At 61.1% G+C, this 14810-nt stretch carries 19 protein-coding genes and 1 pseudogene; 5 read left to right on the forward strand and 15 right to left on the reverse strand.

Annotated features, from left to right (window positions below; all coding sequences use genetic code 11):
- Positions 1-127: pseudogene (locus tag AC4DF4_RS14555) on the forward strand (IS630 family transposase); the annotation flags it as partial.
- A 150-nt stretch (positions 128-277) separates the two neighbouring features.
- Here AC4DF4_RS14555 and AC4DF4_RS14560 read toward each other — a convergent pair.
- The 10 genes from AC4DF4_RS14560 to AC4DF4_RS14605 all read right to left on the reverse strand — a co-directional run bounded on the left by AC4DF4_RS14560 (position 278) and on the right by AC4DF4_RS14605 (position 7904).
- Entirely contained in the window at positions 278-1585 is a 1308-nt protein-coding gene (locus AC4DF4_RS14560; protein ID WP_490048836.1) for a hypothetical protein, read from the reverse strand.
- A gap of 43 nt (positions 1586-1628) precedes the next feature.
- Positions 1629-2630 carry a sugar phosphate isomerase/epimerase family protein gene (locus tag AC4DF4_RS14565; RefSeq protein WP_490048837.1) on the reverse strand — a complete coding sequence of 334 codons (1002 nt, stop codon included), beginning with the start codon at positions 2628-2630 and terminating at the stop codon, positions 1629-1631.
- 109 nt (positions 2631-2739) lie between these two features.
- Positions 2740-2910 carry a hypothetical protein gene (locus AC4DF4_RS14570; protein ID WP_490048838.1) on the reverse strand — a complete coding sequence of 57 codons (171 nt, stop codon included), beginning with the start codon at positions 2908-2910 and terminating at the stop codon, positions 2740-2742.
- Between the two features lie 124 nt (positions 2911-3034).
- Positions 3035-4123 carry a hypothetical protein gene (locus AC4DF4_RS14575; RefSeq protein WP_490048839.1) on the reverse strand — a complete coding sequence of 363 codons (1089 nt, stop codon included), beginning with the start codon at positions 4121-4123 and terminating at the stop codon, positions 3035-3037.
- Between the two features lie 7 nt (positions 4124-4130).
- Complete coding sequence (locus AC4DF4_RS14580; protein ID WP_490048840.1) at positions 4131-5147, reverse strand: hypothetical protein; 1017 nt, start codon at positions 5145-5147, stop codon at positions 4131-4133.
- 104 nt (positions 5148-5251) lie between these two features.
- A complete protein-coding gene (locus tag AC4DF4_RS14585; RefSeq protein WP_490048841.1) occupies positions 5252-5905 on the reverse strand; it encodes a 3-keto-disaccharide hydrolase in 654 nt (217 codons plus the stop codon).
- Positions 5906-5963: 58 nt separating this feature from the next.
- Positions 5964-6479, reverse strand: a complete 516-nt coding sequence (locus AC4DF4_RS14590) for a YbjN domain-containing protein (RefSeq protein ID WP_490048842.1) — start codon at positions 6477-6479, stop codon at positions 5964-5966.
- A gap of 7 nt (positions 6480-6486) precedes the next feature.
- On the reverse strand, positions 6487-6969 hold the full coding sequence (locus tag AC4DF4_RS14595; RefSeq protein WP_490048843.1) for a hypothetical protein: 483 nt from the start codon (positions 6967-6969) through the stop codon (positions 6487-6489).
- Between the two features lie 10 nt (positions 6970-6979).
- Positions 6980-7297, reverse strand: coding sequence for an Hpt domain-containing protein (locus AC4DF4_RS14600; protein WP_490048844.1), 318 nt, complete (start codon positions 7295-7297; stop codon positions 6980-6982).
- Positions 7298-7382: 85 nt separating this feature from the next.
- Positions 7383-7904, reverse strand: coding sequence for a hypothetical protein (locus AC4DF4_RS14605; RefSeq protein ID WP_490048845.1), 522 nt, complete (start codon positions 7902-7904; stop codon positions 7383-7385).
- Positions 7905-8053: 149 nt separating this feature from the next.
- Here AC4DF4_RS14605 and AC4DF4_RS14610 point away from each other — a divergent pair, with 149 nt between their 5' ends.
- Both AC4DF4_RS14610 and cysS read left to right on the forward strand, forming a co-directional pair.
- Entirely contained in the window at positions 8054-8344 is a 291-nt protein-coding gene (locus AC4DF4_RS14610; protein ID WP_490048846.1) for a hypothetical protein, read from the forward strand.
- A 62-nt stretch (positions 8345-8406) separates the two neighbouring features.
- Positions 8407-9807: a cysteine--tRNA ligase gene (cysS, locus tag AC4DF4_RS14615; RefSeq protein WP_490048847.1), complete on the forward strand. Its 1401-nt coding sequence runs from the start codon at positions 8407-8409 to the stop codon at positions 9805-9807.
- Here cysS and AC4DF4_RS14620 read toward each other — a convergent pair.
- The 4 genes from AC4DF4_RS14620 to AC4DF4_RS14635 form a co-directional block, all read right to left on the reverse strand.
- Positions 9804-10184 (reverse strand): YraN family protein, encoded by a 381-nt coding sequence (locus AC4DF4_RS14620; protein WP_490048848.1) that lies wholly within the window; start codon positions 10182-10184, stop codon positions 9804-9806. The two genes, cysS and AC4DF4_RS14620, sit on opposite strands and share 4 nt — an antisense overlap.
- The gene (rnhB, locus tag AC4DF4_RS14625; protein ID WP_490048849.1) at positions 10171-10794 is read right to left on the reverse strand and encodes a ribonuclease HII; all 624 of its coding nucleotides are present in this window, start codon (positions 10792-10794) and stop codon (positions 10171-10173) included. Before rnhB ends, AC4DF4_RS14620 begins: the two co-directional genes overlap by 14 nt.
- Positions 10795-10800: 6 nt before the next feature.
- Complete coding sequence (locus AC4DF4_RS14630; protein WP_490048850.1) at positions 10801-11364, reverse strand: CAP domain-containing protein; 564 nt, start codon at positions 11362-11364, stop codon at positions 10801-10803.
- A gap of 126 nt (positions 11365-11490) precedes the next feature.
- A complete protein-coding gene (locus AC4DF4_RS14635; RefSeq protein ID WP_490048851.1) occupies positions 11491-12375 on the reverse strand; it encodes a tyrosine recombinase in 885 nt (294 codons plus the stop codon).
- 111 nt (positions 12376-12486) lie between these two features.
- On the opposite strand from AC4DF4_RS14635, the gene AC4DF4_RS14640 reads away from it, so the two are divergent.
- Both AC4DF4_RS14640 and AC4DF4_RS14645 read left to right on the forward strand, forming a co-directional pair.
- Positions 12487-13056: a S1C family serine protease gene (locus AC4DF4_RS14640; RefSeq protein ID WP_490048852.1), complete on the forward strand. Its 570-nt coding sequence runs from the start codon at positions 12487-12489 to the stop codon at positions 13054-13056.
- Complete coding sequence (locus AC4DF4_RS14645; protein WP_490048853.1) at positions 13029-14492, forward strand: PDZ domain-containing protein; 1464 nt, start codon at positions 13029-13031, stop codon at positions 14490-14492. The genes AC4DF4_RS14640 and AC4DF4_RS14645 overlap by 28 nt, the downstream gene beginning before the upstream one ends.
- Before the next feature lie 111 nt (positions 14493-14603).
- On the opposite strand, the gene AC4DF4_RS14650 is transcribed toward AC4DF4_RS14645, so the two are convergent.
- Positions 14604-14810 (reverse strand): hypothetical protein (locus AC4DF4_RS14650; RefSeq protein WP_490048854.1); only part of this gene is annotated, 207 nt, incomplete at its 5' end.

Here is a 14810-nt window from a genome sequence, read left to right on the forward strand (position 1 = left end):
CCGCCCGAAAAGGCGCGTGCCTTATGTGAACGCTTCGAGATGCACTTCACTCCCAAACACGGCAGCTGGTTGAACATGGCCGAGATCGAGATCGGACTTCTGGGGCGGACCTGTCTGGATCGGAGGACCGGCTCGGCAGGGGAATTCACCAACGAAGTGAAAGCCTATCTCGCCCGGAAGAATGAGGAATCCAATTCGATCAAATGGCAGTTCACCAACGAAAAAGCCCGCATCAAACTCAAATCACTCTATCCAACAATTTGAATTTTACGCGACACTAGACGCCAGGCGTTTTGGAATGCGCGTGTTGCGGGAAGTCAAAGGTCAAGACGAGCGGTTCAGTCCCCGTGTTCTCGATTTCGACACCGCCGCGATTGAGCGCGGCCTGCGTGATGAAACCGATCTCAGGATAGAGTTCGCCAAGCTTCATATCCTGGTGATATCGCACTTCGAGTTTTCCAACCCGGCCGCTGCCGCGGTTCGTGTGGAACAACGCGGGGCTCTCCGGGCGGAAATTCGTCCTGGCGCCGGGTGCAACGGTGAGGCGGAGAATGGAGGCCTTTTGATCGCCGAGGATATCACCGTAAACAATCCACTTTGCGTCCACTCCGTCGGCGGCGAATTCTTCCGCAGTGATTGCCGGGCGGGAATTCTTCAGCACGAAGTCCGGATCCTGATTTGCTTTGAAGTCGAACGTGTCGACCAGGTATTCCCAGTCTTCGTGCTTGTCCTTCGGATAGTCCTGTTCCCGGCAGGCGTAAAACGCATCGGCTGCTCCGATCCTCCCATCAAGTGTCAGGTCCTCGGCCAGGAAATGCTCGTCCATCGTGACGTGCAACTCGTGGGTGCAAAGGTTAGTCGGCGAGTGCAGCACACCATTCGGCATCACGAAGCCGTTATCAATGTGCATCATCGTGTGCGGCGACAAGTGCCGCACGCCGTTGTACTCGCCCTGCCCCCAACGCTTCATGCAGGCAAGGAACTGGTCCTTTGTCACGAACGGGTAAAGGCCCATTGCCGTGGTGTGATAATGCGACGGACTGACTCCGGGATTGTCGAACGAATTGATGTCATAAACTTCCCACTTTGCCCAGTGAAGATGGTGCGGAATGGGGTTCAGATTGTCGAACTTCTTGGACACTATCGGCCAGGTGGCCTTGCCGAACAAGGCTTTCGAAAATGCCGTGATCTTTTCTCCCATGACAGCTTCCGGATTGGCCGCAATCAAATCCTGAAGTGAGATGAATTGCCCGTTCGGCGTGAGGACGTGGGCTTCTCCTTCACGAAAGGGTGCCTTTCCCGTGCGGGTATCGATGACGCCGGTCACAATCGGCACGGTGCAGCACATCCAAACTTCATCGAGACCCGTCCCATTCATGTAGTCCGGGTAGTACGATTTCGCATCCAGGCGAAGGCGCTTTCCCGGCGTGCAAAAGGTCCGGCCGGCATAGCGGTGCACAAGCTGCAGCACCCCGTCGTTCTGATGGAGGCAGTCATCGAGAATCGAATCCGATCCTCCATCGATTACCTCGTGTTGGGGGTATTCGTGTAGTTTATCCGCGAGAATTGAAGTCGAAGCAGCCATGGCAGATGGATCCTGAAGATTGGGTAGTAAAGTGGCGGCAGTATCAGAGCGCCTCGTCGACGGCGATCATCGCCTTGAGGATGGCATTCCAGGTGGCGGGGCTTTCGAGCACGGAGTTGTCGAACATGCAACCATCCCAACAGATGTGCTTGATTCCGCGTTCGGCGGCGCCTTGGAGCCAGTAGGTCGAGCATTTTGCGATGTCGAGACGACCGTTTGCGTCGTCGGCGGGACAATGGCGACCGGTTTTGTCATGGGAGCCAGTGCCGTGGACGGAGCCGTCGTTTTGGGCGACGTGGAAATCGATGGTCCATGGGCGGAGGGCATCGGTCATGATTTGATAAGCGGCCCAGAATTCCTCGTCGCTGTAGCCTTCCTTGAGGAGTGCGGCTTCCGGGGCGTTGTAGCCCATGAGGTAGAGGTAGGTGTGGGCGAGGTCAGCCTGAAATCCCACGACGCCAGGCATCGCGGTGGCTTCGAGGGTGTTCATCGCGGCTTTCCACGAGTGGAATCCGCCCCAGCAGATTTCTCCTTCCGCTGCGATGCGCTCGCCGTGTTGTTCGGCGACTTTTCCTGCCTCACGGAAGGTTTGCGCGACTTTTGCGGTGTTGCCCGTGATGTCTTTGGCGAAATCCGCGGTGCCGCCCGCGGTATCGACGCGGATGATTCCGGATTGGCGGACACCGTGCGCATTCAAAATTTTAGCAACACGGCAGGTCTTTTCGACGGCGAGGACGAAATTTTTGCGATCCTCATCGGAACCGAAGGCAGAGCCGCCGACCGTGCCCGGCCAGACGGGAGCGACGAGTGATCCGACCTTGAGGCCTGAGGCGGCAATCTTGTCGGCCATGGCTTTGATGGAATCTTCCGAGGCGTCCGGATCGGTGTGCGGATGGAAAACGAACAGGTCCACGCCATCGAACTTGCGGCCGTTGACCTCAGCGGCCGTGGTGAGTTCGAGCATGTGTTCGAGCGAGATGGGTGGGTGATCGGTGCCGGGTTCTTTGCCGACGAGACCGGGCCACATGGCGTTGTGTAGTTTCATGGTAAGTTGAGAGTTGAGGGTTGATCGTTGAGAGGGAAGAGAAAGAAGCGAGCTGTGCGAGAAGTTTGTTCGTTTTCAGCGTTTTCAGCGTTTTCAGTATTTCAGTATTTCAGTATTTCAGTATTTGCTTGATGCGCAGGCCGGGTTGCAGGAAAGAGCGGGGGACCCAGGTGGGGGAGAGGCGGAGCAGTCCGCCGGTGTCTTCAAGGTGGCCGTCGATGAGGGCTTTGAGGTTCGTGGACGTGGTGGACAGGTCGGCGGTGGTGAGAGGATTGCTCATGAGTCTTTGAAAGGTCGTGTGGATACGGCGGATGCGGTTTGATCTATCACGGGATGATCTGAACTTCTGATTTAGTGGCAAGCCTTGATTTGCCCCGGAACAAGAATGGATATGTCTCGGGAAATCACAGCAGGAATTTCCAGCTGACCGGCACCGTCACGCTGGCACCGGATTCGCCGATTAGCGTCACGGCTTCATCGCTAGCAGGACGGATCTTTGAAATCGCGCCGAAGTCCGGCCCAACGGCGGCCGCCGCTTGGATCGTTTTGAGCGAGACGATTTCATCGATTTTGAAATGGCGCGTCGTCGGAATTCCTTCCGCAGCCAGCAGGTCCTGCCGGGAGACATCCACGCCGTTGGCGAAATAGGAGCAGACCTCCTCAACGCCGAGTCGTCCGAGATGGCGGCTGTTCCACGGGGCCGCGGTCCGTCCGCCGTTGGAGAGCCAGAACATCGTCGCCGGGAAATCCGCCGGATTTTTCAGGGAAAACCAGACGTAGCCATCGAGCACGACTGCGGACCACGCGAAAGGTTGCTCCGGCGTGGCGGCTTCGTTGACCATCATCACGAGATCGTCGTTGCCGTGCCGCGCAGGGTATTTCGTGAGATCCGTGGTGCCACCCGCGGCGAGTGGCACTTCGCGCAAATCCGTGAATCGCGCACCCCCGGCCAGCGCTTGGGTTTCCCCGGTTGCGGGATTTGAAAATGCTCCGGGAAAGACCGACGCCCAGTGGAACGGACTCACCGTGACGCGCCCGGCGTTCTCGGGCAGTCCCGAGAGATCGAGGATCGGGTGGTTTCCATAATTGAAACGCCCGTCGAGACCTGAAATCCGGTGTTCGCAAAAAACGGCATGCTGTCCCGCGCGGGTGGAGAGGATTTTCTCGAAACGCCCGCCGGCGTCCATGGCGAGATGGAGCGAGCGATCGTCCGTCACGATCCGGGCCCACTCGCTGTTAGCCGGCTCGCCGTGCGGTGGTCCGTTCTCTTGTCCGCCGAAAGGGATGCAGAGGAAATCCCCGCGCAGCACCGAGAGCAGGGGAGGCACGTCCGGGAACTCCGCAGGCTTCCACGGCGCGAGCGCGTAGGGCGAGACGTCGCGGCCCGGCAGATGGAAAACCACCGGTGCGAGGTGGCCGCCGCGCGCGGTGACGTCCAGATCGAGCTCCGGAGTTGCTAGATGAAACGACGGTTCGCCGTGGACGAGGTGCATGGCCGGATCAGGCTTTGAGAAATCCGCGGGCTTTCAGGTTGTTGAGGCGGCGGGCGATGTCGCCCAGTCCGTCTGCCATCACCTCGGTATAGGTCTGGCCGTCGCGGGTATCGACGCCGTGGCCGGGCTCGAGCTGGCGTAGTTTTTCCAGCGCCTCATCCGTGTGGTCGAAGAGCTCCACGAACACGTGCCGCAGTTCGCCGGTTTTGGCCGCCGCGGCGAGCAGCGCGCCGATCCACCCGTCGTCCGTGGACAGGCAGCCACGCGTGGTCTTCGCGGAAGCATGAAAAGCACCTAACTCCCCGGCAGCCGCGATGCGGGCGATGAGCGCTTCGTTTTCAGGGATGGACAAGCCGGAATCGCCGCAATGCGCGGCATCCACCAGCAGCTTGAAGAATTTTTTCCCGAGCGCCTCGTTGGCCGCCTTCACGAACGACCAGCCGCGGTCGAGATTTGTGAAGGTCTTGAACTCGCCGGGCCGCAGGAACTCGATGCCCCAGTTTTCCACACACGATCCCGCGATGCCGGCTTCCTCGTAAACCCGCAGGTGGAGTTTCACGTTCTGGGCGACTGCCGCGTCGAATTCCGCACCGGTGCGGGGCTGATCCGCGCTCATCCACTCTTCGATGGAGGTCGAGGAAACGAAGCGGACGCCGTGGCTGATGGCGACCTTGACCGACGGCACCAACTGGGCGACCACCGCGTTTTCGTCAGCCGGATTCATCGGGTTCGCGCCGCCGACCATGATGATGAAGTGGACTTCCAGATCCAGCGCCTGGAGGCCTTGGACCATTTCCGCGACATCCGCCGCATCGGCAAAGGCGAAGTAGGAGATCTGCACGATGCTCATCTTGACCGGGGAAATCGCACAGAGCCCCCTCATCCCGGAGACGACCCGCAGCACGCCGTCGGCATCGCGGGGGAATTTGCCGTTCTCGTCGGGCAGCAGGCCGCCGACGAATTTGAGATGAGTCGGCACGACGCCGAGCTGGACATTGGTTTTGAGAACGATTCTGGCGGGCATGCGCGGAGTAAAATCGGAGGAATCCGCCGGGGGAAGTTTGAAATTCACCGATTCCGCCTCAAGCGGTCAGCCACAGCCCAAGGATTCGCGGGCGGAGGTCTGCGTCATGGCAGCGCCTTGATGAAAAGATCCTTGTAGTGAACCACGCTCTTCGGATCGTGCCCCTGAATCGCGATGATGCCTTCTCCCAGTTTGCGACCGGGCATGTTGGAGAGCTTCTTGGCCGGATCCCAGTCCTCGGGCTGCGTCCAATCGGTGGTCACCTTGCCGTTGATCGAGATGACGATGTGCCTGCCCTCGACCTTGATCGCATAGTCAAACCATTCGCCGTCTTTGTTAGGAGCGTTGTCCATCACGTCGGCGACGGCGTAGAGTCCGCCGGTCTTCTTGCGGTCGGTGTGGGTCGCGTTGACCTGGCACTCATAACCCGCGCTCGGCCAGCCTTTCTCTTGAAACCGGGTGTGGAAATAGATCCCACCGTTGGAGCCCTGTGTCGTTTTGACCTTCGCCTTGAACTCGAAGTTCTTGAACTTCGCATCGCCGTCCGCGCCCACGTAGAACAGGTGCGCGCGTCCTCCGCTGACGATGAGTTCGCCGTCCTTTGCGCTGAACACGCCGGCAGGTTGATTCTCGGTGGCGGCGTTGGACTTCCAGCCGCTCAGGTCCTTGCCGTTGAACATCGATGTCCAACCATCATCGGCGGTTGCGGTGGCGGTGCATAAGACGGTTGCCAATACGGAGAGTAATTTGAATTTCATGACGACGCAAAAGCTGGGGTGGGCTCTTGTGGCTGTCAAGGCACGTCCTCGCGCGGTTTCAATACTCCTCTTCCTCATCCCCCGGCACCGGCGGGATGATGTCCTCGCGCATCAGCAGGCGGCGGAGGTCGAGGTCGTCCAGCAAATCACCCGGCGTGTCGCGGACGATGGCGGCGTAAGGCGTGATCCGGTCGAGCTCGGCGATCGCGCAATGGACCATCGAGGAAATGATGTCGCTGTCGAATTTCTCGCGCTCGAAGAGATTGGTGATGCGGAAGACGAGGAACTCGCGGTCCAGGTCATACTCGAAGCCGCCGAGTGTTAGCGGCTTGTTGGCGCGGGCGAGGAGTTCAAGGACTTTGGACAAATGCTCTTCATCGAGATGGAGCGGCGACTCGGAAACGATGACCAGCGCGTTCAACTGCGGATACGCCTGCGCGATGAGATCGATCCGCGTGTGGTGGGCGTCGAAGCCGGCGCGGAGGACGTCGCGGCCCTCGACAAGTTCGCAATGCCAGCCGTTCTGGCCGAAGGCTTCTTCCACCGTGAGGATTTGTCGGGAATGGGTGCGCATGTGGTTTTCAGCCGTTGGGGCTGGCGGGAGATAGCCGTCCGAGCACGGCCTTGGCAAGCAAGCTCCGCCGGTCCGCGCGAATCGGCGTGAGCGAGAGATGGATACCCGAGGTTTTTTCGGGATCATGATGCAGGGTCAGCCGCGTGGATTTTTCGTCCACCTCCGCGTGGTGGATTTCCTGCCAGGTGACCAGCCGCATCCCGGCGGCGGGCCGGAAGAACGGGAAAATCTCGATCCCCAGCGGCGTTAGAATCAGGTAGGCGTGCCGCGTCAGCCGCACGGCCACGCGGGCCATGACGAGCGCGAGAACCAACGGCACCGCCGCCCACGCCGGATGCGGCAGCTCGGGATTGATGTCGCGGTAAATCGACGTCGCCAGCATCGTGATCCCGACGGATGCGGACACGGCCGCGGTCATCCAGAACAAGCCGGCCTGCCCGGACCGCGTGAATCGCAGTTCTTTCTCGGGAGATTGAATCGTGGCCGCCATGGTCTGGCGGTTAGTCCGTCATCGCCATCACGGCGCGTTCCGCCTCGGTGAGCTCCGTTTCGAAACTGGTGAGGTCGAAGCCGCGCTCCTCAAGGACCGACGCGCTCTCGCAGGAACCGATCAGGGCGACCATTCGCTCCAGCCCGAAAAGCGAAGCGCCTCCCTTGCAGCGATGCAGGTCGTCCCGAATTTGTTTGAAATTTCCCTCTTCCAGCAGCGCCATCCAACCGGTCATCTGGCGGCGGGTGTCGTTGAAATAATCGAACGCCAGCTCGCGCAGCCCTGCCAAATCGCCGTGGGCCATTTTCAGAAAGTTCGCCGGGTTCATGGGTGCTGGATCGCTGTTCACTGCGGGCAGTCTGTGTCAAAGTCAGGCCGGTTCAGAAGTCAAAAATCGCGTAGTGTTCAAACGCTCAATCTGACTGCCGGAGTTCCGCTTCCAGTTGCTTCACCAGCTCGTCCCTGCCGGTCGCTTTCGCCAGGTCAAGCCGCAGTCGAAGGGCTTGGGGGTGTCTCAGTTCGTCATGATCCATCGCGCCGATCCACTCGCCGGCCGCCGGGTAGTCGCCGATGGCAAACGCTCCTTCCGCCTGCGCCAAAAGCGACGGCGCCTCGCCGTCCAGCGGCTTTTCCCGGAAAACCGCGAATTTGGCGTGCTCGGGCAAATCTTCCGGCACCTGGGGTCCGGCCACTTGCTCAAGATACACGAAATCATCGCCGTCCTTCCGCTGTCGCCAGTGGTTCAGCGAAATCACCGTCACCAAGCCGAGAATCGCGAACGACGCCTCCATGAAAAATGGCGTCGTCATGATCCCGATCATCGTTCCCACCCACTCGCCCAGAAGGCCGGGCAGCAGCCGCCAACCCATCAAAAGGCCCGTCACCACCACGGTCAGCACCACCAGAATGCTCACTCCGATGGCGACTTGCTTCACCCGTTCGTCCTTCGTCCGCTCCATTTGCGGCGGCAACTTAGTCATGGCGAATCGAAAACCCAATCCTCTAAATTCATAAAATATTTCGTAAAGCTTGATTATTTTGAAAAATTAACCACGTTTGCGCCGTCGTGTTCGGGATTTTCAAAATGAAAGCGCTGTTGATCGGGATGTTCCTCGCATCCCCGGCCTTCGCGGTGTGGACATTCCGCAGCTCGGAAGCGCCTGTTCCCAAGCGGGAAGTGCGCGCGGTTCCCTTCAATCCGGCGGTTCCGCGGCCGGAAGCTGTCGTCCGCGTGCCGGTGGAAGTGATCGCCAAGGGCAGCGCCCCGCAGTTGGTCTATGTCGAAGTCGGCAGCCAGGCGGTCCCAGAGCCGGGAATGTTTTCCCTGCTCGCCCTGACCACGCTTCTCCTCGTCTTCCGCCGCCAACGCGGATAGGCCGGGTGAAACTCTCTCGGATTGCTCTTGGCTCCCGGCCCGCCGCTGCCTAAACCCCGGGCATGCGGCTTTTTGACACGCTCACCCGGACCGAACGCGAGCTCCGCCCCATCGACGGCTCGACCTTCCGATTTTACTGCTGCGGACCGACCGTTTACGGCCCCGCGCACATCGGCAACTTCCGCACCTTCGTGCTGCAGGACGTGTTGCGCCGCACCTTGGAAACCGGCGGCATCCGCACGCTCCATGTCCGGAACATCACCGACGTGGACGACAAAACCATCCGCGATTCCCAAAAAGCCGGCAAGTCGCTCAAGGAATTCACCGCCGGGTGGACGGCGAAATTCCACGCCGATTGCGAGAAACTCGGCCTGCTCCCGCCGCACATCGAGCCGAGCGCCGTCGAACACATCCCGCAGCAGATCGCGATGATCGAGACGCTGGTGAAGAAAGGCCACGCCTACGCCTCGGACGACGGCTCGGTGTATTTCAAAATCTCCTCCTTTCCCGGCTACGGCCGCCTGTCCCGCCTCGACCAGCGCGAGCTCGACATCGGCAAAACCCAGAACGCCCGCTCCAGCTCCGACGAATACGAAAAAGACAGCCTCTCCGACTTCGTGCTTTGGAAAGGCCGCAAGCCCGAGGACGGCGACAATTTCTGGCCCTCGCCGTGGGGCGAAGGCCGCCCTGGCTGGCATCTCGAATGCTCGGCGATGATCCAGGAATACCTCGGCGAGTCGTTCGACCTCCACTCCGGCGGCGTCGATCTGGTCTTCCCGCACCACGAAAACGAAATCGCCCAGAGCGAGTGCGCCTGCGGCGGCCACTTCGCCGCGCACTGGTTCCACATCACCCACCTCCTCGTCGATGGCGGGAAAATGTCCAAGTCGCTCGGCAATCTCTACACGCTCGAAGACCTCGCCGCCCGCGGATTCTCGGCGATGGAAGTCCGCTACGTCCTGATCGGCGCGCACTACCGCAAGCCGCTCAATTTCACTCTCGATTCGCTATCCGCCGCCCGCGAGGCGCTCGCGAAACTCGCCAAAGGCGCCCGCCAGCTCGCCTCGAAAATCGAGCCCGGCACCCTGATCACCAGCGCGGACTTCGGCCCGTTCCAAGCCGCGTGGGACAGCCTGAACCACGACATCAACACCCCCGGCGCGCTCGGCGGCATGTTCACCGGCCTGCGCGAAGCCGCCAATCTATCCGGCCCGGAAGCCGCCGCCGCGCTCGCCGGACTCAACCGCCTCCTGCGCGCCCTCGGCCTCACCCTGCCGGAGGAAGTCCATCAGGATGCCAGCGAGATTCCTGAGTCGATCAAAACTCTAGCCGAAGATCGCTGGCAAGCCCGCCTCGCGAAGAACTGGGCCGAGTCCGACACCCTCCGCGGCCAACTCGCCGAGCAAGGTTGGCTCGTCAAGGACGGCAAGGACAGCTACACGCTGGAGCCCGATGCCGGTTAGAATGCGTCCTTCACATGGTTGATTCGCGGCCGTTCGCCCTCCTCGACATAAACCTCGATGACATCAAACCGCCACGGCAAGTCGCGCGTGCCGAGGCGTTTGAGCCAGGAATTCGCGCCGCGCTCGATCAAGGCTTGCTTGTCTTTTCCCACCGCATCGAGGCCGCGGATTTTGCTGCCTTCGCGGCGGGTTTTCACTTCCACAAACAGCAGTAGCTTGCGATCCCGCGCGACGATGTCCACCTCGCCGCGTCGCGGTCCGCGGTAGTTTTTCGCAAGGATCTTACAGCCCTGGGATCGCAGCCAGGCGGCGGCGACCTGCTCGCCGTAGTTGCCTACCCAGATCCGGTCGCGCGGCTGGCCGTCAGCCGCCGTCAAGCGGCAGGGCGAGTTGAGCGACCGGCTGAAACGAGAGACGATGGTGGCAACAAGGGCCGTGAATCCGTAGCGCTTCAAGATGCCCTTTGGTGCCATATCCTTGGTGTTTCGCAAAGCCGAATTGGGGAAACTCCCGGTCGAGCTCGCGCATGATCCGGTCGCGGGTGACTTTCGCGATGATGCTCGCCGCGGCGATGGAGAGCGAAAGCCCGTCGCCTTTGACGATTCCGTCGTGGCCGAAGGGGAAATCCCTGACCGGCAGGCCGTCGATCAAACAATGATCCGGTGCCGGGCGCAGGGCTTCGGCGGCGCGCCGCATCGCCAGATGGGTGGCTCGTAGAATGTTGAGCCGGTCGATTTCCTCGCGGTCGGCGGTGGCGACGGTCCAATGAATCGCCCAGTCCGTCGTGAGTCGCTCGTAAAGCAGCTCGCGCTTGGGCGCGCTGATTTTTTTAGAATCGTCGAGACCGGGGCAGGTGAAGCCTTCAGGTAGAATCACCGCGGCCGCTGCCACCGGACCGGCAAGCGGTCCTCGTCCCGCCTCGTCGATGCCCGCGATCCGGCAAAAGCCGCAGGCTTTCAGGGCGATTTCAAGCGATAAGTCCGGCATTGCGGATCAGAACCGGTTGAATCGCTCGCGCGTCGTCAATTGGGAATTGCTGATCGTGGCGAAAAGCTGGGTGGCGAAGACCATGCCGTCGCTGTCCGTCACCGTTGCCACGCCGGTGTGGGTCCAGGATTGGCGCATGTTGAATTCGTGGTTCTTGGAACCCGCCCAAAGATTGACGATCCCTGGAGCGAGGTTTTTTCCGGAGCTCGTGGCCGCCACATTTTCGCTGACACTCTGCATTTGGTAGAGCTCGCGAGCCTCCAGCGCGCGTCCCTCGAAGCCGAAATGACTGACATTTTTTCCGCGAATTTTGAAGCTTCCGCGATGCTGGTGCAGGTATTTGCAGTGTTCCTGTGCAAGGCGGTCGAGCCCGGCGTGGCGCTGGAGAACCGACGCGCCGTGCCTGCTGCGGTAGGCGTTCACCTCTTGAAAAAGCTGTCCGGAGAGTGAGGATTCAGGGCGAATCGATGCCGATACTTGCGAATCGGTCGGTTGCATTTGAGGCGCGCAGGATACCAAGCCTACAACGCCAGCGACCGTGATCAGTTGGATGAGGAGGTGTGTTTTCATGTGAGGTTTACTTAGCCATTCAATCTTAAATATTTCGCTGAATGTAAAGATATTTTAGAAATCAGACGGCTGTTCTTGGGTTTATTGTCGTTGAAATTCCAAGCAATTCATTCAGCTGCCCCCGACTCACCCGCGCGGGTGGAACTGCTTGTGCACCGTCTTCAAGCGCTGGCGGTCCACGTGGGTGTAGATCTGGGTGGTGGATATATCGGCGTGGCCCAGCAGTTCCTGGATCACCCGCAGGTCCGCGCCGCCTTCCAGCAGGTGGGTCGCGAACGAGTGGCGCAGCAGGTGTGGATAGATGTTCTGGTCGATGCCGGCGAACTTGGCGCGCTCCTTGACGATCTGGCGGACCCGGTCGGGGGAGAGCGCGGTGCCCCGGACGCTGATGAAAATGTGCGATGACGTCTTCTTTGTGACCAGGCCCGGCCGCTCGTTGGCCAGATAGTTGGAAATCGCCTCGCGCGCCTTGTTGCCGACGCGGACGATCCGCGTCTTGCCGCCTTTACCGGTGATCCGCAGGAATCCTTCCTCGAAGTCCATCAACTCCAGTCGCGCCTTGCACAGCTCCGACAGCCGCAGGCCGGAGGAATAGAACAGCTCGAGAATCGCCAGGTCCCGCCGGCCTAATGGAAGTGACGGGTCGATGGATTCCATCAATTGCACCAACTCGGACGCGTGCAGGGTTTCCGGCAGCGTCTGGTCCGGCCTTGGCGCGAGCAGCGGCTCGGCCGGGTCCATCTCCAGCTTGTCCTTCATCACCAGCCAGCGGAAAAACACTTTCAGATGCACCGTGGTGATCCGCAGCGAGGCCGCGTTCAGCCCGTTTGTTTTCCGGTCGCAGAGAAACGCGGCGAGCTCATCGGTGCCGAGGTCGCGCAGGGAAGTGGTCCGCGATTTCATCCAGCCGGCCAAGGCATCAAGGGTCTGGCGGACCGATAACTGATACGCTGCGGACAGCCCGCGCTCGGTCGCCAGATAGCGGATAAAATGATCACAGCTTGCTTCCATCGGCGAAACCCGAGACTGACTCGTCCGCGGATTCCCGGCAAACGCAAAAAAATGTCAGACAAGACACTTTCCGGGTTTTTTTCCCCCAGTCCGCCCTTGGATTTCCTCATCATGCTTTCATTTCACAAGCTCGCCCTCGCCGCCACCTTGGCGGCTCCGCTCCTTCAATCCAGGGCATTTGCCAAAGCCGATCCCCAAGTCGAGGCCGCCGTCCAGGCGGTGTATCCCGCGCCGGTCCGGATTCACGTCGTCGCCGAGGACGGTGGCGACGGGCGGATGCAAAAACGCCGCGCGAGCGGCTCCGGAACGATCATTTCCCCGGACGGCTACATCCTCACCAATCACCACGTGGCGGGCCGGGCGACACGGATCACCGTTCGTCTGGCAGACAGGCAGGAACTCCGGGCCACACTCGTCGGCTCCGATCTGCTGGCCGATCTCGCCGTGCTCAAGATCGACAAGAAGGATCTCCGTGATCCCGCGGCAGCCCTGCCGGTGGCGAAGTTCGGCGACAGCTCCACGCTCGAAGTCGGCGATACGGTTCTCGCCATGGGCAGCCCTGCCGGACTTTCCCAGTCCGTCACCCAGGGCATCGTGGCGAACACCGAGATGATCGCGCCCGGCGGCTCGACGGCGAGGCGGTGGGTGAGTTGGTGCGCTGGATCGGCCATGACGCGGTGATTTTCCCGGGAAATTCCGGTGGTCCTCTGGTCAACCTCAAGGGCGAGATCATCGGGGTGAATGAAGTGGGCATCGGCAGCCTCGGTGGTGCCATTCCTTCCAATCTCGCCCGCAAGGTTTCGGACGAACTGATCGCCAGCGGTCACGTCGAGCGCAGCTGGGTCGGTCTGGGCGCACAGCCCTTGCTGAAGACCGTGGACTCCAAATCAGGCGTCCTCGTCGGCGGGGGGATCAGCCAGTCACCTGCGGAAAAGGCCGGCCTGCAAGCCGGTGATTTCGTCACCCGCTGCAACGGCGTCGAAATCGCATCGTCCCGCTCGCCGGAGGATATTCCGGTTCTCAACCGGATTTTGCTCGAGTCTCCGATCGGCTCGGTCATCGCCATGGAAGGCCTCCGCGATGGCAAGCCGATGACCTCGAGTGTCACCGGCATCAGGCGCGAACCCGCCGAGCCCCGCGAAAAGGAATTGCTCTCATGGGCCATCACCGCCCGGGATTTGACCGAGCTGAACGCCAAGGAACTCCTGCGTGACGACAACAAGGCGGTCATCGTGCAGAGCCTCCGCCGGGGTGGTGCCGCGGCGACCTCCAAGCCGGCCATTTCACCCGGCGACCTGATCCTCGAAGTTTCCGGCAACCCCACTCCCAACATCGACGCGCTCGTCCGCGTGAGCAATGAAATCACCGCCGGCAAGACCGAGCCCGTGCCGGTTCTCGTGTCCTATGAGCGCGACGGCCGCAGCTATCTGACCGTCGTGAAAATCGGCCCCGAGCCGGAATCCGACAAACCCGGCCCGGTGAAAAAGGCATGGATCGGCATCGATACCCAGGTGATCTCCGCGGACCTCGCCGAGGCGCTCGGCATTCCCGGCTCCAAAGGCGTCCGCATCACGCAGGTCCATCCCGGAACCAGCGCCGAGAAGTCGGGGCTCAAAACCGGCGACCTGCTCCTGAAACTCGACGGCACCGTGATCCCGACCTCGCGGCCCGAGGATTCGGACGTTTTCGCCTCGCTCATCCGCCAGTATCGCATCGGCACGGAAGCCACGCTTTTCGTCCGCCGGGGCAAGCAGGACCTCGTCGTCAAAGTGCCGTTGGATGCCAGCCCGGAAGGGACTTCCGAGCTCGCGTCGCACGATTGCGAGACCTTGGAATTCAACTCCCGCGACCTCGGCCAGGCCGACCGGGTCAGCAGGAAGCTGCCGGACGGTTTCAAGGGCGTGCTCATCACCGCCGTCACGCCAGCAGCGTGGGGGGCTCTCGGCGGGCTTTCCGCGGGTGACATCCTCGTCTCCATCGACGGAAAACCGGTCGAATCGATCGAAGTTCTCAAACCGGTTCTTGCCGATCTTGAGAAAAACCGCCGGAGTCCCATCGTCCTGTTTGTCCGCCGCGGCATCAGCACCCGCTATATCGAACTCGAACCGACCTGGTAATAGACCATCACCCGCCATCACCTCATGAAATCCCGACTCCTCTCACTCTCCGCCCTCCTCGCCGCCCCGCTCGCCTTTGCCGCCGAAGGGCACGGCGGATTTTTGCACGGGTCATCGGCGGGGTGAGGTGATGGTGGCGAAGGCGTGGCGGTTGTTGAAGCGGCGCATGTCGTCATGGAAGTCCTTCAACGTCGATTGCCGCTTGTTTTTGCGCCCACGCCGCCAGTCGTAGTAGATTCCCATCGCACAGCGGCGCAGGATGCCCAGCACCAGCAACCCGTTGCGGTTGCGCACCCGGCTGGCATCTTCCGCCGCAGT

The sequence above is a fragment of the Luteolibacter sp. genome (assembly GCF_058122085.1).